23 protein-coding genes and 2 pseudogenes are annotated in these 23803 nt (G+C 70.9%); 11 read left to right on the top strand and 14 right to left on the bottom strand.

From position 1 onward, the window contains the following. Positions 1–40: 40 nt before the first annotated feature. A complete protein-coding gene (locus AB0D12_RS34880) occupies positions 41–1807 on the bottom strand; it encodes an IucA/IucC family protein (protein ID WP_362692140.1) in 1767 nt (588 codons plus the stop codon). A 2-nt stretch (positions 1808–1809) separates the two neighbouring features. Beyond that, entirely contained in the window at positions 1810–3003 is a 1194-nt protein-coding gene (locus AB0D12_RS34885) for an ATP-grasp domain-containing protein (protein ID WP_362692143.1), read from the bottom strand. 230 nt (positions 3004–3233) lie between these two features. Between AB0D12_RS34885 and AB0D12_RS34890 the strand changes: the two genes are divergently transcribed. Beyond that, on the top strand, positions 3234–4175 hold the full coding sequence (locus AB0D12_RS34890; protein ID WP_362692146.1) for a (2Fe-2S)-binding protein: 942 nt from the start codon (positions 3234–3236) through the stop codon (positions 4173–4175). Here AB0D12_RS34890 and AB0D12_RS34895 read toward each other — a convergent pair. Next, positions 4159–4509, bottom strand: coding sequence for a VOC family protein (locus AB0D12_RS34895; RefSeq protein ID WP_362692149.1), 351 nt, complete (start codon positions 4507–4509; stop codon positions 4159–4161). The genes AB0D12_RS34890 and AB0D12_RS34895 overlap by 17 nt on opposite strands. Positions 4510–4791: 282 nt before the next feature. Continuing rightward, positions 4792–6222 (bottom strand): NAD(P)/FAD-dependent oxidoreductase, encoded by a 1431-nt coding sequence (locus AB0D12_RS34900; RefSeq protein ID WP_362692152.1) that lies wholly within the window; start codon positions 6220–6222, stop codon positions 4792–4794. A gap of 120 nt (positions 6223–6342) precedes the next feature. On the opposite strand from AB0D12_RS34900, the gene trxA reads away from it, so the two are divergent. Next, positions 6343–6738, top strand: coding sequence for a thioredoxin (gene trxA / locus AB0D12_RS34905; RefSeq protein ID WP_362692155.1), 396 nt, complete (start codon positions 6343–6345; stop codon positions 6736–6738). 33 nt (positions 6739–6771) lie between these two features. On the opposite strand, the gene AB0D12_RS34910 is transcribed toward trxA, so the two are convergent. The 3 genes from AB0D12_RS34910 to AB0D12_RS34920 form a co-directional block, all read right to left on the bottom strand. Beyond that, on the bottom strand, positions 6772–7956 hold the full coding sequence (locus tag AB0D12_RS34910; protein ID WP_362692158.1) for a thiolase family protein: 1185 nt from the start codon (positions 7954–7956) through the stop codon (positions 6772–6774). A gap of 193 nt (positions 7957–8149) precedes the next feature. Further along, entirely contained in the window at positions 8150–8419 is a 270-nt protein-coding gene (locus tag AB0D12_RS34915; protein ID WP_362692161.1) for a hypothetical protein, read from the bottom strand. A gap of 77 nt (positions 8420–8496) precedes the next feature. Then, on the bottom strand, positions 8497–9519 hold the full coding sequence (locus tag AB0D12_RS34920; protein ID WP_362692164.1) for a LacI family DNA-binding transcriptional regulator: 1023 nt from the start codon (positions 9517–9519) through the stop codon (positions 8497–8499). Positions 9520–9679: 160 nt separating this feature from the next. Here AB0D12_RS34920 and AB0D12_RS34925 point away from each other — a divergent pair, with 160 nt between their 5' ends. Both AB0D12_RS34925 and AB0D12_RS34930 read left to right on the top strand, forming a co-directional pair. After that, positions 9680–9898 (top strand): hypothetical protein, encoded by a 219-nt coding sequence (locus AB0D12_RS34925; protein ID WP_362692224.1) that lies wholly within the window; start codon positions 9680–9682, stop codon positions 9896–9898. Positions 9899–10169: 271 nt separating this feature from the next. Further along, positions 10170–10643 (top strand): type II toxin-antitoxin system PemK/MazF family toxin, encoded by a 474-nt coding sequence (locus AB0D12_RS34930; protein WP_362692227.1) that lies wholly within the window; start codon positions 10170–10172, stop codon positions 10641–10643. Here AB0D12_RS34930 and AB0D12_RS34935 read toward each other — a convergent pair. Next, positions 10628–11461 carry a TIGR02452 family protein gene (locus AB0D12_RS34935; RefSeq protein ID WP_362692167.1) on the bottom strand — a complete coding sequence of 278 codons (834 nt, stop codon included), beginning with the start codon at positions 11459–11461 and terminating at the stop codon, positions 10628–10630. The two genes, AB0D12_RS34930 and AB0D12_RS34935, sit on opposite strands and share 16 nt — an antisense overlap. A gap of 126 nt (positions 11462–11587) precedes the next feature. On the opposite strand from AB0D12_RS34935, the gene egtA reads away from it, so the two are divergent. Genes egtA through egtD form a run of 4 tightly spaced genes read left to right on the top strand, consistent with a single transcriptional unit; the run spans position 11588 to position 15889 of the window. Beyond that, positions 11588–12862, top strand: coding sequence for an ergothioneine biosynthesis glutamate--cysteine ligase EgtA (egtA, locus tag AB0D12_RS34940; protein WP_362692170.1), 1275 nt, complete (start codon positions 11588–11590; stop codon positions 12860–12862). Continuing rightward, positions 12859–14175: an ergothioneine biosynthesis protein EgtB gene (egtB, locus tag AB0D12_RS34945; RefSeq protein ID WP_362692173.1), complete on the top strand. Its 1317-nt coding sequence runs from the start codon at positions 12859–12861 to the stop codon at positions 14173–14175. The genes egtA and egtB overlap by 4 nt, the downstream gene beginning before the upstream one ends. Beyond that, the gene (gene egtC / locus AB0D12_RS34950) at positions 14175–14930 is read left to right on the top strand and encodes an ergothioneine biosynthesis protein EgtC (RefSeq protein ID WP_362692176.1); all 756 of its coding nucleotides are present in this window, start codon (positions 14175–14177) and stop codon (positions 14928–14930) included. Before egtB ends, egtC begins: the two co-directional genes overlap by 1 nt. Then, positions 14927–15889, top strand: coding sequence for an L-histidine N(alpha)-methyltransferase (gene egtD, locus AB0D12_RS34955; protein ID WP_362692179.1), 963 nt, complete (start codon positions 14927–14929; stop codon positions 15887–15889). The genes egtC and egtD overlap by 4 nt, the downstream gene beginning before the upstream one ends. Here the strand turns inward: egtD and AB0D12_RS34960 are convergent. The 3 genes and pseudogenes from AB0D12_RS34960 to AB0D12_RS34970 all read right to left on the bottom strand — a co-directional run. Beyond that, a complete protein-coding gene (locus AB0D12_RS34960; RefSeq protein ID WP_362692182.1) occupies positions 15784–16653 on the bottom strand; it encodes a lysophospholipid acyltransferase family protein in 870 nt (289 codons plus the stop codon). The genes egtD and AB0D12_RS34960 overlap by 106 nt on opposite strands. Further along, the gene (locus AB0D12_RS34965) at positions 16650–17477 is read right to left on the bottom strand and encodes a GNAT family N-acyltransferase (protein WP_362692185.1); all 828 of its coding nucleotides are present in this window, start codon (positions 17475–17477) and stop codon (positions 16650–16652) included. Before AB0D12_RS34965 ends, AB0D12_RS34960 begins: the two co-directional genes overlap by 4 nt. Positions 17478–17653: 176 nt before the next feature. After that, positions 17654–17871 (bottom strand): annotated as a pseudogene (locus tag AB0D12_RS34970) (sugar transporter); the annotation flags it as partial. Between the two features lie 251 nt (positions 17872–18122). Between AB0D12_RS34970 and AB0D12_RS34975 the strand changes: the two are divergent. Beyond that, positions 18123–18338, top strand: coding sequence for a dodecin (locus AB0D12_RS34975; protein ID WP_362692187.1), 216 nt, complete (start codon positions 18123–18125; stop codon positions 18336–18338). Between the two features lie 151 nt (positions 18339–18489). Here AB0D12_RS34975 and AB0D12_RS34980 read toward each other — a convergent pair whose 3' ends face one another. Next, the gene (locus AB0D12_RS34980; RefSeq protein ID WP_362692190.1) at positions 18490–18981 is read right to left on the bottom strand and encodes a hypothetical protein; all 492 of its coding nucleotides are present in this window, start codon (positions 18979–18981) and stop codon (positions 18490–18492) included. Positions 18982–19030: 49 nt separating this feature from the next. Between AB0D12_RS34980 and AB0D12_RS34985 the strand changes: the two genes are divergently transcribed. Next, positions 19031–20050: an MsnO8 family LLM class oxidoreductase gene (locus tag AB0D12_RS34985; RefSeq protein WP_362692193.1), complete on the top strand. Its 1020-nt coding sequence runs from the start codon at positions 19031–19033 to the stop codon at positions 20048–20050. An 11-nt stretch (positions 20051–20061) separates the two neighbouring features. Then, positions 20062–22485, top strand: a pseudogene (gene uvrA / locus AB0D12_RS34990) (excinuclease ABC subunit UvrA); the annotation flags it as partial. Between the two features lies 1 nt (position 22486). Here the strand turns inward: uvrA and AB0D12_RS34995 are convergent. Together AB0D12_RS34995 and AB0D12_RS35000 are read right to left on the bottom strand one after the other, a co-directional pair. Continuing rightward, positions 22487–23314 carry a tyrosinase family protein gene (locus tag AB0D12_RS34995; protein ID WP_362692196.1) on the bottom strand — a complete coding sequence of 276 codons (828 nt, stop codon included), beginning with the start codon at positions 23312–23314 and terminating at the stop codon, positions 22487–22489. Between the two features lie 15 nt (positions 23315–23329). Continuing rightward, entirely contained in the window at positions 23330–23779 is a 450-nt protein-coding gene (locus AB0D12_RS35000; protein ID WP_362692199.1) for a tyrosinase cofactor, read from the bottom strand. Between the last annotated feature and the right edge of the window lie 24 nt (positions 23780–23803).

The raw sequence follows: 23803 nt of genomic DNA on the forward strand, positions 1-23803 counted from the left end.
GCGGCGAGCGGCAGGTGGGTTGTGTGCCGGGCATCGCCGCTCACACCTCCCGCACCAGGTAGTTGGGACCGGTGGTGTAGTGCTTGTTGATGTCGACCGCGCCCGAGCGCTCCTTGGTGAGCAGGGTGCCCGCGGACACCATCGCCTTGACCGGCAGGCGCGCCGCGTCAAGGACGTGTTCGCGCAGTACGGCGCCGGGCTGCCCGGGCCGGGTCCCGAGCCGCTCCACGGCCTCAACCAGCCGGTCGCGTACGAGATTCAGCAGCCGGCCGAGCGGGGCGCGGCCATGGCGGGCAAGACCGAAGGCGTATGCCCCCGCGCACAGATGGACCGTGATGGTGGTGAACAGATCGACAACCGGCGCGTCGCTGTCTCCGAAAATCCGCGCGTCGTCGAACTCGGACGGATCGGGCGCTTCCGCGCCGAGGGTGGCGCGCATCCGTACGGTGTTGATGCGCGGTCCGTCGTTGTCCTTGAGCAGCAGTCTGATCCGGGTGCGGCCCGCCTGCGTGTCCAGCACCAGAGAAATGTTCTGCTGATGGGACTCCAGGGCGATTCCGTACCCGAAGAGCGTTGTCTGCCAGTCGAAGAGCAGTCTGAGTACGGCGTCGAGAAGGGCGAGTGGATCGCCGCCGTGGAAACGGTCGGCGAGATGGTCGATCAACAGCCGCCCGCCGGGGGCCTCGCTCAGCAGAGCCGCCATCGGCACGACGACTGCGTCGTCCAGGCCTGCCGGACAGCGCCGGAGCAGTACGGCGATAAGTTCATGACCGGCGTGGGCGAAGCGGGTCTCGTCGGCGTTCAGGATGCTGTCCCGGAAGCGCGGCTCGTGGTCGATCACGGTCTGCAGCAGGCACTGCATCGCCGCGCCGTCGACCAGTGTGCCAGGCTTGATCGTGCGGCGGTTGCGCATGCCCAACGTGGCGGTGGCCAGGGGTAGTTTGAGATGGATGCCGGGGTACGCGGCGAGTGCCACGGTCCGCATCGACAGGGTCGGTACGGCCTCCAGGTACGGACGGTCGGACAGCACCGCCCGGCTGTCGAGTCCGGTGGCGCGCAGTGCGTCCCGCAGCGGTTCGCCCACGGTCAGCGGATGGACGGGCATGGCGAGGTGGCTGTCGTCGAGGTCCGGCAGGCCGAGCGCCGACGGCGTCGGCCATGGGTCGGCCGGGTCCGCGGGCCCGGTCACGCCCTGTGCGGTGACCGCGTCCTTGGGTAGGGCGATCCAGCGCAGGTCGAATCGCGGGTGGAACTCCGGTGCATACACCCGTAGTTGTGCCGTCGTGAGTCCCAGGCGGCCACGCGCGGTGGGGTAGACGGGGTGGTCGAGGCGGGCGGCGAGGGTGTCGTGGGCGAGTCCGCCCGCGAGTCCGGTCCAGTCCGCGGGATCGGTGCCGTGCCGGGCTCCGAGCATCGCGATGACCTCATGGTGCGTGACGGCGTGCAGCCGCAGGGTGGCGAGCGTCTGGCGGCATTCGTCGGCGAGGGCGTCGAAGCCGTCGTGGTCCACGGGGTCGGCGAGCGCGCCGAGCGCGGCCAGGATGTGGTCGGCGGTGCTCAGTTCCCTGCCGTCGGACTCCCTGCGCAGCAGGGGCAGACGGGCGCGGGTCTCGTACTGGAATCCGTCCTCGCGAATGGGCAGCTCAAGCGCGTCCCCGTCTGCGGCCTGCAGACGCAACCAGGCCCCGTCCGGTCGCTCCAGCGCGGTGGAGCGCGTGCGCAGGCCGACGACATCCTCCCGCAGCAGCGCGCTGAGCAGGCGAAGGAGGAGGTCCTTCTCGGCCGGGCAATCGACTGTGTTCGTCACCGTCACGGGGTGATCTCCCAGCGCTGATCGGCGAGGAAGTCGGTCACGGCCCGGTCCACGGTCTCCTGATCGCTACCGACGACCCGGACGACGCCCAGGAGATCGCGGTTGGTGTGGTGGAGCTCGTGCCGCTCACCGATCCGCCGCAGCGGCCGGTAGGTCAACTGCACGTCACCGACCGTCAGTTCGGTGGCGGCAGGGGCGGCAGTGAGCGTTCCGGAGCGCTCGGCGCACGGGTAGTCGAGCCGCGCCGCGCCACCGGTCCGTGCCCCCAGGTCCGCCGGCAGCGGCTCGCCCAGATGCGTACGGAGGATGTGCTCGAAGAGCGGAATGTCCAGCAGCCGCGCCAGGAGCAGGTCGCACTGATCCCCGATGGCGCGGTAGTTGACCTCGATGATGCGCGCGCGTTCTTCGTGCACGACGAACTCGGTGTGGCAGGCGCCGAATCCGACCCCGAGCGCTTCCAGCTGCGCAAGGACCTGCGCGACGACAGGCTCCGGGTGGGCCGGAACGTAGGTCAGACGCTCCTCGATGAAGTACGGGGGTGGAGACAGCTCGGTGTGGAAGCCACCCAGCACATGAAGGCTGGTGCCGTCGCCGAGTGTCTCCAGGGTGTACAGCTCGCCGGGAAGGTATTCCTCCACGACCAGGGCGGCCCCCGGCCGGTGTGCCCGGATCTCCTTGCACCGCAGCACAAGATCGTCGGGGCCGTCGACCAGGACGACGTCTTCGCTGGCCACACCCTCTCGCGGCTTGACGACGCACGGGTACGGCAGATCGAGGGCGGCCAGGGTGGCGAGTGGGTCCTGTCCGGCGGCGAGTTCCACCGAGCGGACCGTGTCCATGCCGGTGGCGGCGAGGTGGCGGCGCATCTCCGCCTTGTCCTTGGTGCGCAGCGCGACCTGCCAGCCTTTGGCGGGGAGGCCGAAGTAGTCGGCGGCCAGGGCAGTCTGGGTCTGCAGATGGTCGCTGTTGGTGAAGAGGGCGTCCGGCGGGCGATGGATCGCTATCCGGGAGATGACCGCGCGGAAGTCGCGCACATCGCACTCGAGGAACTCGATCTCCGGGCAGGCGACCCGGTGCGCCTCGGGCTGGTCGGTGAGCAGGGTGATGTCGAGGCCGAGCCGGCGGGCGGCGGGGAGGAATCCCTCGGTGACCGAGTCGGTCGGGTTGAGGGCAAGCAGGTACAGCTGCATGAAGGGATCACTTCCGCGCGCAAGGTCGGACCGTCCGAGAAGGTGAACCAATGGTGCTGGGACACAAACGAAGAGCCTAAGTTAGGCATACCTAACTCTGTCAATTCGCCGCCACGCGGCCCCCGTTCACAGTCAAACCCTTCAGTAGGGTTAAGGTGAGCCTTGCCTTACCACTCTGTGGCCTCCCTTGTGATCTCCCCTGTCCTCGATCTCGGTGTTGAGGAGTACCCGTGACCCTGGCTCCGGCGTTTCCCCTGACCCCGGCGTTTCCTCTGGCAGCACCCGCCGTGAGCTGCTCCACCGTGCTCGCCTCGACCTATCAACGGCTCACCGCGCTCTGCGAGTCGATGAGCGTGGACGTCCTGGCCCCCGGTTCGCAGGCCGCCCAAGGGTGGGCCGACGGCACCGAACTGGCGGAGCGTCCGGAATTCCTCGACGCTTTTCTCGACGCCGAGGCTTGGCGTATCCAGGAACGTCACGCGCACACGGTTCGGCGGGACGTCGCCGCATCCCGGGCCCTGCACGACTACCTCTGGTCCGTCTGCCTGTTGATGAGCGGCCCCTGGTTTCTGGAGCGACGCGTGCCGCGGATCCGCCCGCGCGACGTCCGGATCAGTCTCACCACCGGAGCGTTCGGCATCGTCCCTGGCGGCTTCGCCTGCCTCCCCGACGATCCGGCGGCCGGTCTCCCCGGGGCGCGGGTACGGGCACACGAGGAGGCGCTGCGGGCGGAGTTGCGCGCTGCCGTCGCCGACCACGTACGGCCGCTGCTCGCCGCGATCGGCCCGCAGGTGCGGCGCGGGCCGCGGGCGCTGTGGGGCATGGTCGGCGACGACCTGGTCTCCGGCGTCTGGTACCTCGGCCGCATGCTGGACCAGGAGGAGCATGCCGTGCGGGCAGCCGGCGAACTGCTTCCGGGACCCGTGCCACCGTTCCCCGGCGGCGCCGACTTCCGGCGGCTGACGGGCCGGGAAGGGCAGTCGTATCTCACCCGGACCCGTCTCGGCTGCTGTCTCTACTACGCGATCCGCCCTGCCGAGGCATGCGGCACCTGCCCGCGAACCTGCGACTCCGAGCGGCTGCGCCGGCTTGAGGGCGACACACCCACCCTTGCCGGCGGCAGCGCCGGTGTGAACGCGGGTGGCGGTGCCGGTGTCAGTGCCGGTGGCTGACGACGTTGACGACCCGGCCGTTGGGATCGCGTACGAAGAACCGGCGCACGCCCCACTCCTCGTCCCGCAACGAGTGCACAATCTCCGCGCCCCGCTCCACCATCGCCGCGTGAACCGCGTCGACTTCGTCCACCTCGATGCTCATATCGGCCGCGACCGGCGCCGTCTCGTCGTGGGTGACGAGGGTCAGCTGGGCGGTGGGGTTGGACGGAGAGGCAAGCGTCATGACCCAGCCAAGGTTCATGACCTCCTCAAGACCGATGAGGCCGTAGAAGTCCCGGCTCTCCTCCATGGCCTTGGTCCGAATGTCGGGCACAACACGGCGCACGGACATCGGCGTCTCCTACTCGTTCGACATCTGTTGGTCTCCGGTGATCTCCAGTGTGGCGGACACGCCTGATCGCCCGCGGCGCGACCAACAGCACTGGAGAGGACGCCTGTTCAGCCTCGGTGGTGCTCGGTGTCGACCGTCTGAGTGAGGCGGGTTTCCCTGAACACCTTCGCGCTGCCGGGGCCGAGTCGGCCGCGTGGTTCTTTCCAGCCAACCCGGTTCCGGGGAGCAAGCGCCGTTCTCATGGTGCTCAGCTGGAGCGCCCACTCCCCCGTACGGTGCTGCTCAGCCGCGGTACGTCTCCAGCAGCCGCAGCCATACCTCGCTGATCGTCGGGTACGCGGGCACGGCGTGCCACAGCCGGTCGATCGGTACCTCGCCCGCGACCGCCACCGTCGCCGAGTGCAGCAGCTCGCCGACGCCCGGACCCACGAAGGTGACGCCGAGCAGGATCTCGCGGTCCAGGTCGACGACCATCCGGGCGTGGCCGCGGTAGCCGTCGCCGTACAGCCCCGCCCCGGCGACCGATGCGATGTCGTAGTCGACGGCGCGTACCCGGTGGCCGGCCGCCTCGGCCTCGGCGTGCGAGAGGCCGACGGCCGCGGCCTCCGGGTCCGTGAAGACGACCTGCGGGACCGCCGCACGGTCGGCGGTCGCGGCGTGCGCTCCCCAGCGGTCGGTCTCCAGTATCGGAACCTGCCGGGCCCTGGCCGCGATGGCGGCTCCCGCGATACGGGCCTGGTACTTGCCCTGGTGGGTGAGGAGCGCCCGGTGGTTCACATCGCCGACCGCGTACAGCCAGTTGCTGCCATCGACGCGGCAGCTGTCGTCTACGGGAAGCCAGGAGCCCGGTTCCAGGTCCACCGTATCCAGGCCGAGGTCCTCGGTGCGCGGAGCGCGGCCGGTCGCGAAGAGCACCTCGTCGGCCTCGATCCGTTCGCCGCCGTCGAGGACGAGGGTGACGGGGCCGGAGCAGTCGGAGCGTTCCACCGAGGCGACGGAGGTGTGCGTACGGATCTGGGCGCCGGCCTCGGTCAGCGCGTCGGCCACATGCTCGCCGACGAACGGTTCCATCCGGGGCAGCAGGCCCCCGCCGCGCACGAGCAGGGTGATCTGCGAGCCGAGTGCCTGCCAGGCGTTGGCCATCTCCACTCCGACCACTCCCCCGCCGACGACCGCGAGCCGCCGCGGCACTCGCTGGGCGCTGGTGGCCTCCCGGCTGGTCCAGGCCTTGGCGCCGGCCAGGCCGGGGATGTCGGGCAGGACGGCGCGACTGCCGGTGGCCACGGCGACGGCATGCCGGGCGGTCAGCACATGGCGCTCGCCCTCGGGGCCGTCCACGACGACCTGTTTCGGTCCGTGCAGCCGGCCCTGTCCGCGGTAGAGGCGGGCGCCGATCGAGTCCATCCAGCCGACCTGGCCGTCGTCCTTCCAGTGGGAGGCGTACTCGTCACGGTGGGTGAGGACGGCTTCGGTGTCGAGCGGTCCCTGTACGGACTGGCGCACGCCCGGGACCCTGCGCGCGTCGGCGCGGGTGATCACCGGGCGCAGCAGCGCCTTGCTGGGCATACACGCCCAGTACGAGCACTCGCCGCCGACCAGCTCGCTCTCCACGACCGCGGCACTCAGTCCTGCCGCTCTGACCCGGTCCGCAACGTTTTCCCCGGCAGGGCCGCCGCCCACCACCACAACGTCGTACTCCACAGGTTCCGTCATAAAGCCAGTCTGGTGCCGGGTGTGCGTCCTGGCCACATGGGCAGGGGGAGGAATAGCACGGCCCCGGGCACCGTTGTCGGGGCGAGTCCGTCGGACATCAGGAAGAAGAGGTAGCACGTCATGAGCACTGTTGAGCTCACCAAGGAAAACTTCGATCAGGTCGTGACCGACAACGACTTCATTCTGATCGACTTCTGGGCTTCCTGGTGTGGTCCCTGCCGACAGTTCGCCCCTGTCTACGAAGGTGCGTCGGAGCGCCACACCGACCTGGTGTTCGCGAAGGTCGACACGGAGGCTCAGCAGGAGCTCGCCGCCGCCTTCGAGATCCGCTCCATCCCCACACTGATGATCGTCCGTGACAACGTCGCGGTCTTCGCCCAGCCCGGCGCGCTGCCCGAGGCCACGCTGGAGGACGTGATCGGTCAGGCGCGCGCGCTGGACATGGACGAGGTTCGCAAGTCGGTCGACGAGGCGAAGACCGGCGCTGCCGAGACGGAGCCCTCGACAGAGGTCTGACAGCAGCCCGAAGAGGCCTGACAGCAGTCCGGCTCAGCGCTCGAGGACCAGAGCGAGACCCTGGCCCACGCCGATACAGAGGGCGGCGAGGCCGGTTCCGGACCCCGCGGCCGCGAGCTGATGGGCAACGGAGCCGGCCAGCCGCGCGCCGGACGCGCCGAGCGGGTGGCCGATGGCGATGGCGCCGCCGCGCGGGTTGACCAGGGACGGGTCCAGGTCCGGCCATTCGGCGAGGCAGCCGAGCGACTGGGCGGCGAAGGCCTCGTTCAGCTCGAAGGTGGTCAGGTCGGCGAATGATTTGCCGGCCTTGGCCAGCGCCCTGTGCACCGCCTCGACCGGGCCGAGGCCGAAGAGCTGCGGCTCGATACCGGTGACGGCGGACGTACGGATCCTGGCGAGCGGCTCACGGCCGGTCGCGCGCAGGCCCTCCTCGTCGACGAGAAGCAGGGCGGCGGCCCCGTCGTTGAGCGGCGATGAGTTGCCCGCCGTCACAGCACCGTCCGCACGGAAGGACGGCTTCAACTTGGCGAGCGCCTCCATGGACGTGGAGTCGCGGATGCATTCGTCGCGGGCCAGGTCCACTCCGTCGTACGGGACGACCTCACCGTCGTACAGCCCCTTGCCCCAGGCCTCGGCGGCCTTCTGATGGCTCGCGAGTGCGAAAGCGTCCTGCTCTTCGCGGGTGATGCCGTGCTTGTCGGCGATGAGTTCGGCGCTCTCGCCGAGCGGAATGGTCCACTCGGCGGGCATCCGCGGGTTGGTCATACGCCAGCCGAGAGTGGTCGAGTACAGCTGCTGGTGGCCGGCGGGGAAGGCCCGCTCGGGCTTCTGCAGCACCCAGGGGGCACGGGACATCGACTCGACACCGCCCGCGATCGCGACCGACGCGTCGCCGAGCGCGATCGCGCGCGCGGCCTGAATCACGGCCTCCAGGCCCGAGCCGCACAGGCGGTTGACGGTGACACCGGGGACCGAGACGGGCAGCCCGGCGAGGAGGACTGCCATGCGCGCGACGTCGCGGTTGTCCTCGCCCGCACCGTTGGCGTCGCCGAAGACCACATCGTCGATACGGGCCGGGTCGAGCTCCGGGGCACGGTCCACGAGTGCCTTGACGACATGTGCGGCGAGGTCGTCCGGACGTACGGGGGAGAGCGCGCCGCCGAACTTGCCGATCGGGGTGCGGACGGCGTCGACTATGTAGACGTCGCGGATGCTCATCGGATCACTCCCAAGGCCTGGGCCGTTCGGCTATTGCCTGGTGAACGATGGTTCACACATGCCCCGCCCGAGTCTCTGCCGGGTGCCGTCCGCTGTCAACGGCCGAAGGAACCCACGCTCAACGGCGAAAGGCGCCCGCTGCCGATCGACGGAGGAATCCGCCGGAACCCAGGCATCGGGCAACAGCGGGCTGTCAGGCGTCCGCCGCGTCGACCACTCTCGCCGAGAGCCCGTAGTCCAGCTCCGACCCGTCCACCAGCAGCGCCTCGACCGTGCGCGTCTCCGGATCGATGTCGGCCACCATGCCGTCGCCCGCATAGCGCGGGTAACCGGAGGATCCGTACCGGCCCGTCGCGTCCACGACCGCCGAGCGGATGGCACTCCCGGCCAGGGATGCCGCGTCGTCGCCCTCGATGTGCTCGGGCACCACCAGGATCTCGAAGCGCTGCGGATGAGTACTCATGCAAGCGACGCTAGACACGCCCCGCCCGGCCCGCATGTCGTTCTTGGCAGACCGGATACCGCCCTCGGCGCGCGGATTCAGCTGGACTCGCGGTGGACGGCCCGCGCCCCCATCAGATCGTGCGGCTCGGGCTCGGCGCCCGGGTCGCGTACGACGCGGTCGACGAGCTCCGCCAGGCGCTGTCCGGTGACCAGGTCGATCCGCACCGTGCTCAGACGTGGCCGCAACAGCTTGCCCAGCAGCAGATCGTCGGCGCCCACCACCGCGGTCTCTCGCGGGACGTCGATGCCCGCGTCCTGGAGTGCGCGCATCAGGAGCATGGCGTACTCGTCGTTGTAGGCGTAGACCGCGTCGAGGCCCAGTTGCCGCCAGCGGGCGGCAAGTGCGGTGGCCGACTCCTCGTCGTACGACAGGGGCAGCGGCTCGATCCGGGCGCCGGTCCGGGTCGCGGCCTCGGTCGCACCCACGAGCCGGGGGCGGGAGAAGAGCTCCAGGCCGGGTTCCTCGGGCAGCACGACGCCGATGCTGCGGCAGCCTCGGCCGATCAGATGCGTGGCCGCGCAGCCGCCGATCTCCCGCTGGTCCATGACGAGGGAGTGCGCGCCGTCGACGTGCTCGGGTCCCAGTGTGATGACGGCCTTCGCACCGGAGCGTTTGAGGACGTCGACACCGTGCGGGGTGAGCGCGACCTCGCCGAGCGAGACGACCGCGACGGGCCGCAGTTCGGCCCAGGCGCGGGCGGCCTCGTCGCCCTCGAGGCCGAGGCTGCCGTACTGCACGACGGTGTAGTCCAGGCGGCGCAGCGCACACTGGAGTTCCTTGAAGAAACGGCTGTAGAGCGGGCCGACCGGGACATGGGCGGTGGGCAGCAGGACCGTCCGGGTGTGACCGGCGCGCAGGCTGCGGGCCGCGGCGTGCGGCACATAGCCCAGTTCTTCGGCGGCCTCGTGGACCCGCCGGCGGGTGGGCTCACTGATCCGGACGGCCGAGGTGTTGTTGAGCACGTACGAGACGGTGGCACGCGAAACTCCGGCCAGCCGGGCGACATCGGCACTGGTGGGAACGGGGCGTTCTGCGGACTGCTTGGGTGTCTGGCTCATCGCTCTCGGCATCCTTCCAGACCGGTTCCGCGCCGGGTTTCGCGGATGGCCGGAAACGAGTGCCGCACAGCGTTTACACGCATCAACGACCGCTATCGCATTGCTGGTTCCCTCGCTGGTGACGGTCGCCGACCCGAGCCGCGCGGGTGGGCTCCCCGCCATGGACGACGAGTCGATGGTGGGGCTGCTCGGGCGGGTGACCGGCACGGTCGGACCCGGGCTCGTCGGTGAGGTCATCGTTCATATCCGCGGCGGCGCCGGGCACTTCCTCGCCTATCCGGCCTCCGCGCGGGACCGCATCGAGACCGGCACGGTGGTGACGGTCGTGGAACATCTGCCGCCGCGCACCGTCTATGTCACATCCGCGTACGGCAGTTGAGCCCTCTCCCGATCGGGAGGACACTCCCGGTCATCCGGTGCCGGACGGCACCGGGCGAAGGGGGCTGTGCCGATGGTTGTCGGCGTCGCTGCGGGACTCGTACTCGCTGCCATCATTATTCCGTGAGCGCCGCGGTGAACGGGATGGTGCCGCCCGCTCCGCACACCGAGAAGATCCCGGTGACGGACGAGCCGAAGGACTGAGTCCCGCTGAGTAACGGCACCCGCCCTGCGGAACCGATCGCACAGGTCTTACCGTGTGGCGGGTGACGATCTTCTCCGGCGCGGCGGGCGCATCCGGCGCATTCGACGGCCCCTCCGACCTTCCCGGCAGCAGCGGCCCCGCCGCCACCACCGAGGCCGACCCCACCGAGGTGGGCCCGGTCCGCACCTCGTACGCTCCGGATCGCGACGGCGATCCGGATCCCGGCGAAATCGTCTGGACCTGGGTGCCCTTCGAGGAGAACGACGGTCGCGGCAAGGACCGGCCGGTGCTCGTGGTGGCCCGTGAGGCGGCCGGCACGCTGCTGGCCGTACAGCTCTCCAGCAAGCGCCATGACCATGACCGCGAGTGGGTGGCGATCGGTGTCGGGCCGTGGGACCGCGCCGGGCGCGAGTCCTGGGTCGATCTCGACCGGGTGCTGCGGGTGCATGAGGACGGTATGCGCCGTGAGGCGTGCGCACTGGACCGGCCGCGTTTCGATGTGGTCGTACAGCGGCTGCGGGAGCGCTACGGCTGGAGCTGACCGGCGAAGGTGCGCCGGAAGGCCTCGAGTGTCGAGCCCTCGGCCGTACGGTCCAGTACCGCGAAGACGACCTCTTCGAAGTGTCCGGCGAACCGGCCGCTCCCGGTGAGCAGGGCGTGGAAGGCGCCCGCGACCGCCGCGGGGTCGTTGCGGAAGACCCCGCAGCCCCAGGCCCCGAGCACAAGGCGCCGGTAGCCGTGTTCCACGGCCGTCTCCAGGACCCGCTCGGCCCGCGCGGCGAGGGCCGACGGAATGCGGTGCGCCTGGTCGGGGCTGCGGCTGGTGATCACTCCGGCGTTCGGCGCGGGCGAGGTCAGAAATCCCACCGTGTACGGCGCGTCCAGCAGCCGGCCGCGGTCGTCGCGGAAGACCGGGACGCCGGGCGAGTGGATGACCCGGTCGGTGTAGAACGGGTTGCGCTCGGCGCGGTGATGGTCGTAGAACTCCGGGGCGCGCAGCAGCGTGGCGTACAGCGCGGAGGCGCGGCAGAGCGCCTCCTCCTGGGCCTGTGCGCCGTTGAGATAGCCGCCTCCCGGGTTGCGCGCGGAGGCGAAGTTCAGGACGGCGACCGGCGCCTGGTCGGCGGCCGTCAGCCGGCGGGCCGCTTCCGTGCTGCTCTCGCCCGTGACCTCGAAGGCTGTCGTACGGTCCGCGTCCGGCGTGACCTGGACGGCCTCGGGCCCGTACATCCTGGTGCCGGCCAGGGCGGCGGTCACCGCCCGCCCTATCGGGACCTCTCGTCCATCAGGTCCGAGGTAGTTGCCCGTTTCAACGATCGCCTCGGTCTGCTTCGCGATCCCCCGCAGTCGTGCACTCATGAGGGACATCGTCAGTGACCGGCGACAGACGCGGCAAGCGTATTTCCGACTGCCAAGGGCACTCTTGTGCGAAGCGGCGGCCGTGGCCTTAGGTTGGCAGAGTGCCTTCGACAGGAGGAGTCGATCATGCATCCACCCGATGCCGGTGACCAAGGCCGGCCGATCGCCGAGGATGAAGCGGAGGACCTGCTCCGATGTATTTGCTTCAAGAACGGCCCGCCCCGCACCGTGGGTGTGGAGGTGGAATGGCTCGTTCATGACCTGGACAGACCCGAGCGCCCGGTCCGGGCCGACCGCCTGACGGCGGCCTTCGACCAGGTGCGTTCACTGCCCCTGAACTCGGCTCTCACCTTCGAACCAGGCGGCCAGCTGGAGCTCAGCTCGCCACCCGCCGCCTCCCTGATGCAGTGCATCGACTTCACCGCCGCCGATCTGGACGCCGTACGCACCGCGCTCCGCCCGGCAGGCCTCACTCTCACCGGACTCGGCCTCGACCCGTGGCATCCGCCGCGCCGGCTCCTCCATGAACCCCGTTACGACGCCATGGAGGCGTTTTTCGACCGGACGGGTCCGTCCGGCCGCGCCATGATGTGCAGCTCCGCATCCATCCAGGTCTGCCTCGACGCGGGCCACGAGGAGCCGGGACCGCTCGGGCACGGCCGACGCTGGCAGCTCGCGCATCTGCTGGGCGCGGTGCTGATGGCGGCCTTCGCCAACTCCCCCGCACGGGAAGGGCGCTACACCGGCTGGCGGTCGACCCGGCAGGCCGTGTGGGCCGCGCTCGATGCCGTACGGCCGGTGGCGCCGCCCCTGTACATGGAGCCGCACTCCGCCTGGACCGCCCACGCGCTCGACGCGCCGGTGATGTGCGTTCGGGCGGCCGACGGGCCGTGGGAGCTGCCGGAGGGACTGACCTTCCGGCAGTGGATGCGCTCAGGGGTGCCGCGTCCGCCGACCCGGGAGGATCTCGACTACCACCTGACCACGCTCTTTCCACCCGTGAGGCCGCGCGGCCATCTCGAGCTGCGCATGATCGACGCCCAGTCGGGAGAGGACGGCTGGATGGTGCCGCTCGCCGTCACCACGGCCCTGTTCGACGACGCCGAGGCGGCGGAGACGGTCTATCGCGCCGTCAAACCGCTGGCAGAGACGGCAGGTCCGCTGCCCGCGCCGCGCAATCCGCTCTGGATCACTGCCGCCAGGGACGCACTTGCCGATCCGGAGCTGCACGCGGTCGCGGTGACCTGCTTCTCCGTCGCACTGGAGGCACTCCCCCGTATCGGCGCGTCGGACGCCGTGCGGGACGCGGTCGCCGCCTTCAATGAGCGCCATGTACTGCGGGGCCGATGTCCCGCCGACGATCTGCGCTTCCCCTCCCTCGGGAAGGAACTCCGCACATGACCGAAGAACTCCGGCGGCGCGCCCTCGACGCGCTGACCGCCGCCAGAGCCCGGACGGCCACGCTCACCTCGTGCGTCGACGACCATGAACTGACCGCGCAGCACTCTCCGTTGATGTCTCCGCTGGTCTGGGACCTGGCACACATAGGCAACCAGGAGGAGCAGTGGCTGCTGCGTACGGTCGCCGGGCGTGAGGCGCTGCGGCCCGAGATCGACTCCGTCTACGACGCCTTCGAACATCCGCGCGCACTGCGACCCACGCTGCCGCTGCTGGCCCCGGCCGAGGCACGTGCGTACGCCTCCGACGTCCGCGGCAGGGTCCTGGACGTCCTCGACCGCACCCCGCTGGAAGGCGGGCGTCTCGTCGATGCCGGCTTTGCGTTCGGGATGATCGCCCAGCACGAACAGCAGCACGACGAGACCATGCTGATCACCCATCAGCTGCGGAAGGGGCCGGCCGCGCTCACCGCGCCCGAGCCGCCGGCGGGCAGCACCAAGGGCCTGCCGGCCGAAGTCCTCGTCCCCGGTGGCCCGTTTGCCATGGGCACCTCCACCGAGCCATGGGCGCTGGACAATGAGCGGCCCGCGCACCAGCGTCTCGTACCGGCGTTCTTCATCGATACGGTGCCGGTGACCTGCGGCGCGTACCAGGCCTTCATCGAGGACGGCGGCTATACGGAGCGCCGCTGGTGGGCGGCCGAGGGCTGGGACCAGATCCGGCAGCACGACATCGTCGCGCCGCTGTTCTGGCGGTGTGAGGGCGGTCAGTGGCTCCGCCGCCGTTTCGGCGTGACGGAGCCGGTGCCCGCGGACGAGCCGGTGCTGCATGTGAGCTGGTACGAAGCCGACGCGTACGCCCGCTGGGCGGGACGGCGGCTGCCCACGGAGGCCGAGTGGGAGAAGGCCGCGCGGCATGATCCGGACGCCGGCCGTTCGCGCCGCTTCCCGTGGGGCGACGACGATCCCACACCGTCACACGCCAATCTCGGCCAGCGCCATCTGCGGCCGGCTCCCGTCGGCAGCTATCCGGACGGTGAATCACCGCTCGGTGTACGGCAGTTGATCGGCGATGTGTGGGAGTGGACGTCGAGCGACTTCCTCCCGTATCCGGGTTTCGCCGCCTTCCCCTACCGCGAGTACTCCGAGGTCTTCTTCGGCAGCGCGCACAAGGTGCTGCGCGGCGGTTCGTTCGCCGTGGACGCGGTGGCCTGCCGCGGCACCTTCCGCAACTGGGATCTGCCGGTGCGCCGCCAGATCTTCTCCGGGTTCCGCACGGCACGGGACACGGCTCCGCAGGAAGGCGGCCTCGCCTGATGTGCCGCCATCTCGCCTTCCTCGGACCTGCGCTGCCGCTCGGGCAGCTGCTCGTCGAGCCCGTGCACGGCCTGTACCGGCAGTCGTGGGCGCCACGCCACCAGCGACACGGAACGGTCAACGCCGACGGTTTCGGGGTCGGCTGGTATGCCGAGGACGATCCCGTACCCGCCCGCTACCGGCGCTCCGGCCCCATCTGGGCCGATCTCTCCTTCGCCGACCTCGCCCGCGTGGTCCGCAGCGGGGCCCTGCTCGCCGCCGTCCGCGACGCCACCGAAGCCGGCGCGGACGGCGAGGCGGCGGCCGCACCGTACGCCGCCGGGCCGTGGCTGTTCAGTCATAACGGCGCGGTCCGCGGCTGGCCCGGCTCCCTGGAGCCGCTCGCCGTGACGCTGCCCGCGGCCGAGCTGCTCTCGCTCGAGGCCCGCTGCGACTCCGCGCTGGTGTGGGCGCTGCTGCTGCACCGGCTGCGCGACGGCGACGAAATGGGCCAGGCGCTGGCCGATACCGTCCGGGAGATCGCCGCGGCCGCGCCGGGGTCCCGGCTCAATCTGCTCCTCACGGACGGCGAGACGATCGCGGCGACCGCGTGGGGCGACACGCTCTGGTATCTGGCCGAGCCGGGCCGCCGCACGGTCGTGGCCTCGGAGCCGTACGACGACGATCCGCACTGGCGCGAGGTTCCCGACCGCACCCTGCTGGCCGCTACCCGCACCGATGTCCTGCTGACCCCGCTCAAGGAGCCCACCGCGTGAGCCCGTTCCTGCTGACCCGAACCCTGCCCGAGGACGCGACGGACGCCGCCCTGCGCGCGGATGTGCTGCACGGCCTGACCCGTACGCCCAAGGCTCTGCCGCCGAAGTGGTTCTACGACGCCCGCGGCAGCGAGCTGTTCGAGGAGATCACCCGGCTGCCGGAGTACTACCCGACACGTGCCGAGCGGGAGATCCTGGCCGCCCGCGCATCCGAGATCGCCGCGGCGAGCGGGGCACGCACCCTGGTGGAGCTGGGCTCGGGCTCCTCGGAGAAGACCCGGCATCTGCTGGACGAGCTCCACGGTCTGCACAGCTATGTGCCGGTCGATGTGAGCGAGAGCGCGCTGACGGGCGCGGCCAAGTCGCTGCTCGCCGAGCGGCCCGGGCTGAACGTCCATGCCCTGATCGCCGACTTCACGCGCGGGCTTGCACTGCCCGGCACCCCGGGGCCGCGTCTGGTCGCCTTCCTGGGCGGCACGATCGGCAATCTGCTGCCTGCCGAGCGCGCCGTCTTCCTGCGCTCCGTGCGCTCACTTCTCTCACCCGGCGACGCGCTGCTGCTCGGCACTGATCTGGTGAAGGACGAGGAAGTCCTGGTCAGGGCTTACGACGACGCGTCCGGGGTGACGGCCGCGTTCAACAAGAACGTGCTGTCCGTCATCGCCAGGGAGCTGGGCGCGGACATCGACCCCGACGACTTCGACCATGTGGCGCTGTGGGACCGCGAGCAGGAGTGGATCGAGATGAGGCTGCGGGCCCGCTCCGCGCTGAACGTGAAGATCCCCGAGCTGGATCTGGAGGTCTCCTTCGAAGCGGGCGAGGAGATGCGTACGGAGGTGTCGGCGAAGTTCCGTCAGGAGGGTGTACGCACCGAACTGGCCGAAGCCGGGATGGTATTGACGCACTGGTGGACGGATACGGAAGGCAGGTTCGCGCTCTCTCTCGCGACGGCCAGCTGAGCCGCGCGGGCCAGTGAGCGGCGGTCGGGGCAGCTCCCCGCGGGGATGACCGGCAGCAGCCGGATCTCCGCGGTGAGCCCGCCGGCCGCCGCGACCCGCCACAGGGACGCGGCCAGCGGGTCGTCGCCGACGAACGCGGCCGCGCCGGTGGGCAGATAGCTGATGCGTACGGGCTGGACGGCGGCGCCCGCGTCCAGCGCGGCCTGGAAGACGGCGGGCCGGAATCTGCCCTGACCGCGTCCGCACCAGGTGGAACCTTCGGGGAAGGCTATGACGCGTGCCCCGTCGTCGAGCGCGGACGCCATCTCGCGGACGGTGGCGGGCAGCGTACGGAGCCGGTCGCGCTCCAGGAAGAGGGTGCCGCCCCCGGCGGCGAGCGGCCCGAGGACCGGCCATCGCCGCACCTCGGTCTTGGCCAGCATCCGTCCGGGCAGGGCCGCCGCGATCAGCGGTATGTCCAGCCAGGAGATGTGGTTGGCAACGACCAGAGAGGCACGGGGCCCGTGCGGCCGGCCGACGATCCGGACGCGTACGCCGAAGGCGCGTACCACCGCACGCGCCCAGCTCCGGGTCATGACGTCCCGGACCCGGGCGCCGAACAGGGTGCCCAGCAGTGCGGCCAACGGTGCGAGCAGCAGGCCCACAACGACGGCCAGCGTCCCCGCCAGCAGCCGGGCAGCCGCCCTGAGCGCGCCGGCCGCCGGGCCGTGGTGTGTCGCGCAGCCCCGCGGGGTGCAGGGCGCGCTGGGCAGCCAGACGCTCATCGCACCGGGGCGAGCGAGAGGAAGTGCCGCAGGTAGCGGGGGTTGGTGCGGCGCAGCGAGAGCAGGACGTACAGGTCCGCGACGCCGAAGTCGGGGTCGTGGGCGGGCGCTCCGCAGACCCAGGCGCCGAGTCGCAGATAGCCGCGGAGCAGGGCGGGCAGCTCGGTGCGCCCGCCGGGCCGCTCGACGGAATCGGGGTTCCAGAGCTTGTGGGGCGTGACCCAGTACTCCTCGGGAGCGAGGTTCTTGGCCTTCACGGTGTCCCAGGTGGCGGCCGCGAGGGTGCCGCCGTCGGCGAGCGGGATCGAGCAGCAGCCGGCCAGCCAGTTGTGTCCGGTGCGGACCATGTAGCGGGCGAGTCCGGCCCAGATGAGCGCGATGACGGCGCCGTTGCGGTGCAGGGGGTGGACGCAGGAGCGGCCGACCTCGACGAGGTCGTCGCGGATCGGGGAGAGCCTGGCGAGGTCGAACTCGCCCTCGGAGTAGAGGCGTCCTGCGACCCGGGCGCGGTCGGGCGGCAGCAGCCGGTAGGTGCCGACGACCTCACCGCTGTCCGCCTCTCGGACCAGAAGGTGGTCGCAGTAAGCGTCGAAGGCGTCGATGTCCAGGCCCGGCTCGGGGCCCTCGAGCCTGGCTCCCATCTCACCGGCGAAGACCTGGTGACGCAGCCGCTGCGCGGCCCGTACGTCCTCCTGGTCGCGGGCGAAAGCGACGACATAGCGGGGCTGGTCGGTTTCCGGGCCGGGAGCGGCCAGGGGTGAGGGCATGGGCGCGGAGAACTGTGCGGGGAGAGGGGCGGGGACGACGGCTGGCGATGCGGGCATGGCAGTCTCCTGTGCCGGACGGTAGGGGACGGACCGCGGGTGCGGCGGCCCGGCTCCTTACTTCTTCCGTGGCCGGCTGGATTCGACATGACCGCTCGGCGGAGACTGGATGTGCGACGGCTGAATGGCGGGGAATACGGTGCCACCGAGCGTGCACAGAGGGTAGGGGTGGCGGCTCAGTGGGGCGTGAGCGCCACGGTGATGCGCTTGGACGCGGCTCGCGCCGCTCGTCCGGGCTCTTGCCCTCGAGCAACGCAGTCATGTACGGCTTCATCGGGTTGTCGGCCCCGGCGCTCGCCCACTGCGGAGAATTTGGTCTGGCCCTGCCCTGCGCGGCTCCCGCGGCCATCGCCGCGGTGCTCCCCTCACCCCCGAGAACACCCGCGAGGGTGGGCGGACGCCCGCCTGGCGTCCGCGTCCTTGAGCATGGTCACTGGCGGGCGGGCACCGTGTCCTCGAGGTCGTTCCGGCCCCCGGCAGGCGGCGGTCCGGGCGGTGACCTGAGCCCTCGCGGCGACCGCTACCGCATCGTCCCCCCGCTCGCACCCGGCCCGGCCGCAGACGACCGTTCCGTTCCCGACGCCTCGCGCAGCGCCTCCTGGTGGGGCACCGTTGAGTGAACGTACAGAGAGGAGTGCGACACACATGTCGAATCACACCTACCGGGTCACCGAGATCGTCGGCACCTCACCGGAGGGCGTCGACCAGGCCATCCACAACGGCATCACCCGTGCGGCCGAGACCCTTCGGGGACTGGACTGGTTCGAGGTGACCCAGGTCCGCGGCCAGATCGTCGACGGGCAGATCCAGCACTATCAGGTCGGCCTCAAGGTGGGCTTCCGCCTCGAGGACGGCGAGTGACCGGCTGACGAGCGGACTGTCCGCCGGCCGTCGGGACCAGGGCGGCTCAGGTCGGGACCGGGGCGGCTCAGGTCGGGACCGGGGCGGCTCAGGTCGGGACCGGGGCGGCTCAGGTCGGGACCGGGGCGGCTCAGGTCGGGATCAGGGCGGCTCAGGTACGGCCTTCGCGCTCCTGAGCGTCCTTCAGCGCCTCGGTCGTACCGGCCGCCCACCGGGCCCGTACGACCGGGAAGCCGGCCCGTTCGGCCTCGTCGCACACCAGCTCGTCGTCGTCCACCAGCATCCGGATCTCCCGGTCCCGGCCCAGCCGCCGCAGGATCTCCAGCTTGGTGGTGCGGGCCGGCCGGCGGTCGTCGTTGCGCCGCATGAACACCTTCCCCTCCGGCAGCCCTTGCGCCGCCAGCCAGTCGAGGGTGTCCCTGCGGCACCGTTCCGGCCTGCCCGTGAGGTACCTGACCTCGCACTCCTCAGCGGCCTGCAGGCACAGCGCGATGCCATTCGCCAGCGGCGGGTCGTCGGGGGCAGCGGTGAAGAAGGCGTCCCAGTCGCGCGGCTTGCGCTCGAGGAAGTGCTGCCGGTGCCCGGAGTCGGCGAGCGTCCCGTCCAGGTCGAATACGGCCAGTGGCCTGCTGCTTCGCGTCACGGCCCCCAGCCTAGGGAATCCTGGCGTGGCAAGGGCGTTGTAACCGGGTGTGAGCTCAGTGATCGCGTCCGCCCGCCTCTCCGTACTCGACCGTTCCCGCACCCGCGAGGGGCACGACGGGCCCGAGGCCCTGCGTGACACCGTGCGGCTCGCGCAGGAGCTGGAGGCGCTCGGCTATCACCGCTTCTGGGTCTCCGAACACCACAGCGTGCCGGGGGTGGCGGGCTCCGCGCCGACCGTCCTGGCCTCGGCGGTCGCCGCCGCGACCTCGACGATCCGCGTCGGCACGGGCGGCGTGATGCTGCCCAACCATCAACCACTGGTCGTCGCCGAGCAGTTCGGGGTGCTGGAGTCGCTCTTCCCGGGCCGGATCGACATGGGTCTGGGCCGCTCGGTCGGCTTCACGGACGGGATACGCCGGGCGCTGGGCCGCGAGAAGAAGGACGCGGAGGACTTCGCCGGGCAGCTGGAGGAGCTGCTCGGCTGGTTCACGGGAGAACAGACGACGCATCCGCAGGTGCACGCCCGCCCGGCGGAGGGTCTGCGCGTCCCGCCGTACCTCCTGGCCACCGGCGAAGGGGCGAAGATCGCGGCCGAGGCCGGGCTGCCGCTTGTCATCGGCGACATCCGGGGCCGTGACCGGATGCTGACCGCCGTCGACCGCTATCGGCAGGACTTCCGTCCTTCCGCCTGGTCGGAGCGGCCCTATGTGGTCGTCGCGGGCACGGTTGCGGTCGCCGCCACGGAGGAGGCGGCCCGCCGGCTGCTGATGCCGGAGGCCTGGTCGCTGGCGTACTCCCGTACGCACGGCGTGTTCCCGCCGCTCGTCCCGCCGGAGCGGATCGAGGAGCTGACGATGACGGCGAAGCAGCGCGAGTTCTACGAGTCCGGGCTCACCGGCCATATCGCGGGGACCGAGCAGCAGGTCACGGAGGCGCTGGAGGCGGTGGTGAAGGACAGTGCCGCCGACGAGGTGCTGGTCACGACGAGTACGTACGACCGCGAGGCTCTGCTGGACTCGTTCCGGCGCCTCGCCCGGATCGCCGGGCTGACCAGCGCGGACGCCTAGAGTCGTCCGGTATGCACAGCCCTCACGACCCGTACGTCCGTGTCCGCGGCGCCCATGAGCACAATCTGCGCGGCGTCGACGTGGACATCCCGCGCGATGCCCTCGTCGTTTTCACCGGTGTCTCGGGGTCCGGGAAGTCCTCGCTCGCCTTCGGCACGATCTACGCCGAGGCGCAGCGGCGCTACTTCGAGTCCGTCGCCCCCTACGCCCGCCGGCTGATCCACCAGGTGGGCGCGCCCAAGGTCGGCGAGATCACCGGGCTGCCGCCCGCGGTCTCGCTGGAGCAGCGCCGTTCATCGCCCACCTCGCGCTCCTCGGTCGGAACGGTCACCACGCTCTCCAATTCGCTGCGGATGCTGTTCTCGCGGGCGGGTGACTATCCCGAGCGGGCCCAGCGTCTGGACTCGGACGCCTTCTCGCCGAACACGACCGCCGGGGCCTGCCCCGAGTGCCACGGTCTGGGCCGCATCCACCGCACCAGCGAGGAGCTCCTCGTCCCCGATCCGTCGCTGTCCATCCGGGACGGCGCGATCGCGGCCTGGCCGGGGGCCTGGCAGGGCAAGAACCTCCGCGATGTGCTGGACGCTCTGGGGTACGACATCGACCGGCCGTGGCGCGAGCTCGATCAGAAGGACCGGAACTGGATCCTGTTCACGGACGGGCAGCCGGTCGTCACGGTGCATCCGGTACGGGAGGCGGGCCGTATCCAACGCCCGTACCAGGGCACGTACATGAGCGCCCAGCGCTATGTCCTGCACACCTTCGCGGACTCCAAGAGCCAGACGCTGCGCACCAAGGCGGAGCGGTTCCTGGTCAGTGCGCCCTGTCCGTCGTGCGGGGGCAGCAGGCTGCGTCCCGAGGCGCTGGCGGTGACGTTCGCGGGCCGTACGATCGCCGAACTGGCGGCGCTGCCGCTGACCGGACTTGCCGAGGTGCTCGGATCAGGCGCCGCGGGCGGCTCCGAGACCGCACGGGTGCTGACCGCCGATCTCCTCGCCCGGATCGGCACGGTCACCGAACTGGGGCTCGGCTATCTCAGCCTGGACCGCACCGCGCCCACCCTGTCCAGCGGAGAGCTGCAGCGGCTGCGGCTGGCCACCCAGCTGCGTTCCGGTCTGTTCGGCGTCGTGTACGTACTCGACGAGCCGTCGGCCGGTCTGCATCCGGCGGACACCGAGGCGCTGCTGGTGGTTCTGGAGCGGCTCAAGGCAGCGGGCAACTCGGTCTTCGTGGTGGAGCACCATCTCGATGTCGTACGCAGCGCGGACTGGCTCGTCGATGTGGGGCCGCATGCGGGCGAGCACGGCGGTCTTGTGCTGCACAGCGGCCCGGTGGCGGATCTGGCCGGGGTCGACACGTCGGCGACTCGGCGGTTCCTGTTCGAGCGGCGGTCCGCGCCGGTGCGCGAGGCCCGCGCGCCGACGGGCTGGCTGCGGCTGAACGGGGTCGAGCGGCACAATGTGCGCGGCGTGGACGCGCGGTTCCCGCTCGGGGTGTTCACCGCGGTGACCGGCGTCTCGGGTTCGGGGAAGTCGACTCTGGTCGGGCAGGTGCTCGCGGGCGCTCTCGCGGAACGACTGGGCCCGGATGCGCCGGACAGCGGCGGGACGGACGCGACATCGGCGGCCGGGTGCGTCTCCGTCGAGGGGCTGGCGGCCGTGCAGCGTCTGGTCCAGGTGGACCAGCGCCCCATCGGCCGTACGCCGCGCTCCGATCTCGCCACGTACACCGGTCTGTTCGACGTCATCCGCAAGCTCTTCACTGCCACCGACGAGGCCAAGGCACGCGGTTACAAGGCGGGCCGGTTCTCCTTCAATGTGGCGGGCGGACGCTGCGAGACCTGTCAGGGCGAGGGCTTCGTCTCGGTGGAGCTGCTCTTTCTGCCCAGCACGTACGCCCCGTGCCCGGACTGCCACGGTGCCCGCTACAACCCGGCGACGCTCGAAGTCCGTTACGGGGGCCTGAACATCGCCGAGGTGCTCGATCTGACGGTCGAGGCCGCGGCGGAGTTCTTCACCGCTGTCCCCGCGGCCGAACGCAGCCTGCGGGCCCTGCTCGATGTGGGGCTCGGCTATCTTCGCCTCGGCCAGCCCGCGACCGAGCTGTCGGGCGGTGAGGCTCAGCGCATCAAGCTCGCCACCGAACTGCAGCGGGTGCGGCGCGGGCACACCTTCTATGTGCTGGACGAGCCGACGACCGGGCTGCATCCCGCCGATGTCGAGGTGCTGATGCGGCAGTTGCACGGTCTGGTCGACGCGGGCCACTCGGTGGTGGTCGTCGAGCACGACATGGAGGTGGTGGCGGGCGCGGACTGGGTCATCGACCTCGGTCCGGGCGGCGGCGACGAAGGCGGTCGCATCGTCGCCGCCGGTACACCGGGCGAAGTGGCGGGCACGGCCGGCAGCCGTACCGCGCCCTACCTCGCACGGTCCTTGGCTAGGCCGCTGTGTCGAATGTGTAGTAGCGGGTGTGGTCGAGCATGTCGGCAGGGGTCACGTTGTTCCACGGGCGCATCGTGTCGTGGAGGTCCACGACATTGGCCGTCCCGGCGGCCGGCAGATAGGTGGAGCCCGGGTGGCGGGCCTGCCAGTCGGCCCAGAGCTTGTCGATAAAGGCGTGGTGCAGCCAGAACACCGGGTCGTTCGGGGAGACTCCGGTGGTCATCTGGCCGCCTACCCACACATGCACCCGGTTGTGCAGGTTGACGCCGCGCCAGCCTTCCAGGTGGTTGCGGAAGCCGTCCGACGCGCTGTTCCACGGCGGAGCGTCATAGGTGGCCATGGCGAGCACGGAGTCGACTTCGGCCCGGGTCGGCAGCTGTTGTCCGCCCGCGCCGAGCTCCCGGCGCAGATAGCCGCGACTGTCGACGCGTATGTTCACCGGCCACTTGCCCACGGCGGACGCGAACGGGCCGTCCATCACCTGGCCGTCCCTGCTGCGGCCGGTGCCGCCGAGGAAGTCCGCCGCCCAGAGGGAGGAGCCCGCGGTACGGTCCGCCGTCCAGTCCCAGTACGGGAGCGCCACGGAGGGGTCCACGGCCTGGAGTTGCTGCTCGAACTGTATGAGGAACCTGCGGTGCCACGGCAGGAAGGACGGCGAGCGATGGCCGACCCGGTCGCCGTTGTCGGTGTCGCTCATGATGAAGCCGTTGTGAGTGGTGACGAAGGTGTCGTACTGCCCATTGCGCTTGAGCTCGAGCAGCGCGTCGACGAAGCGGCGCTTCTCGGTGGCGGTCAGCCGGGCCTGGTTCTTGCGTACGGTCATGGCGGTGCTCCCGGATCAGGCGAGGACGAGGGGGACGAGCTCGGCGCCCTGGAGTTCCACCACGGCGGCGCGGGCCACCGCGCGGGGCGTGGCGAACGTCTCGTAGTGGTTGACGACGCTGATCCAGGTGCCGTCGGCATTGCGCATCACATGCAGCTCATCGCCGTCTATGCGCACCGCGTAGCCGGCGCCGTGGTGTCCGTTCCCGTGGTGCCCGTTCCCGTGGTGCCCGTTCCCGTCGTGTCCGTTCCCGTCGTGTCCGTTCCCGTCGTGTCCGTCGCCGTGCGAGGGTCCGCCCTGTATGCGGCGCCCCTGGTAGACCTCGTCGAACGGCGCGGGGTCGGAGGCATTCGGGGCAGCCGCCGCCGGGTGTGACAGTGCCGTGGTCGCGAGATCCGCGACGGCCAGTCCGGCGAGTGCGCTCGCGGCGGCGCCCAGGGCGCGTCGGCGGGTGAGTTCAGGCATGGCAACCCCCAGAGTTGGCAGTGC

The organism is Streptomyces sp. NPDC048479 (assembly GCF_040651435.1).
Lineage (GTDB): Bacteria > Actinomycetota > Actinomycetes > Streptomycetales > Streptomycetaceae > Streptomyces.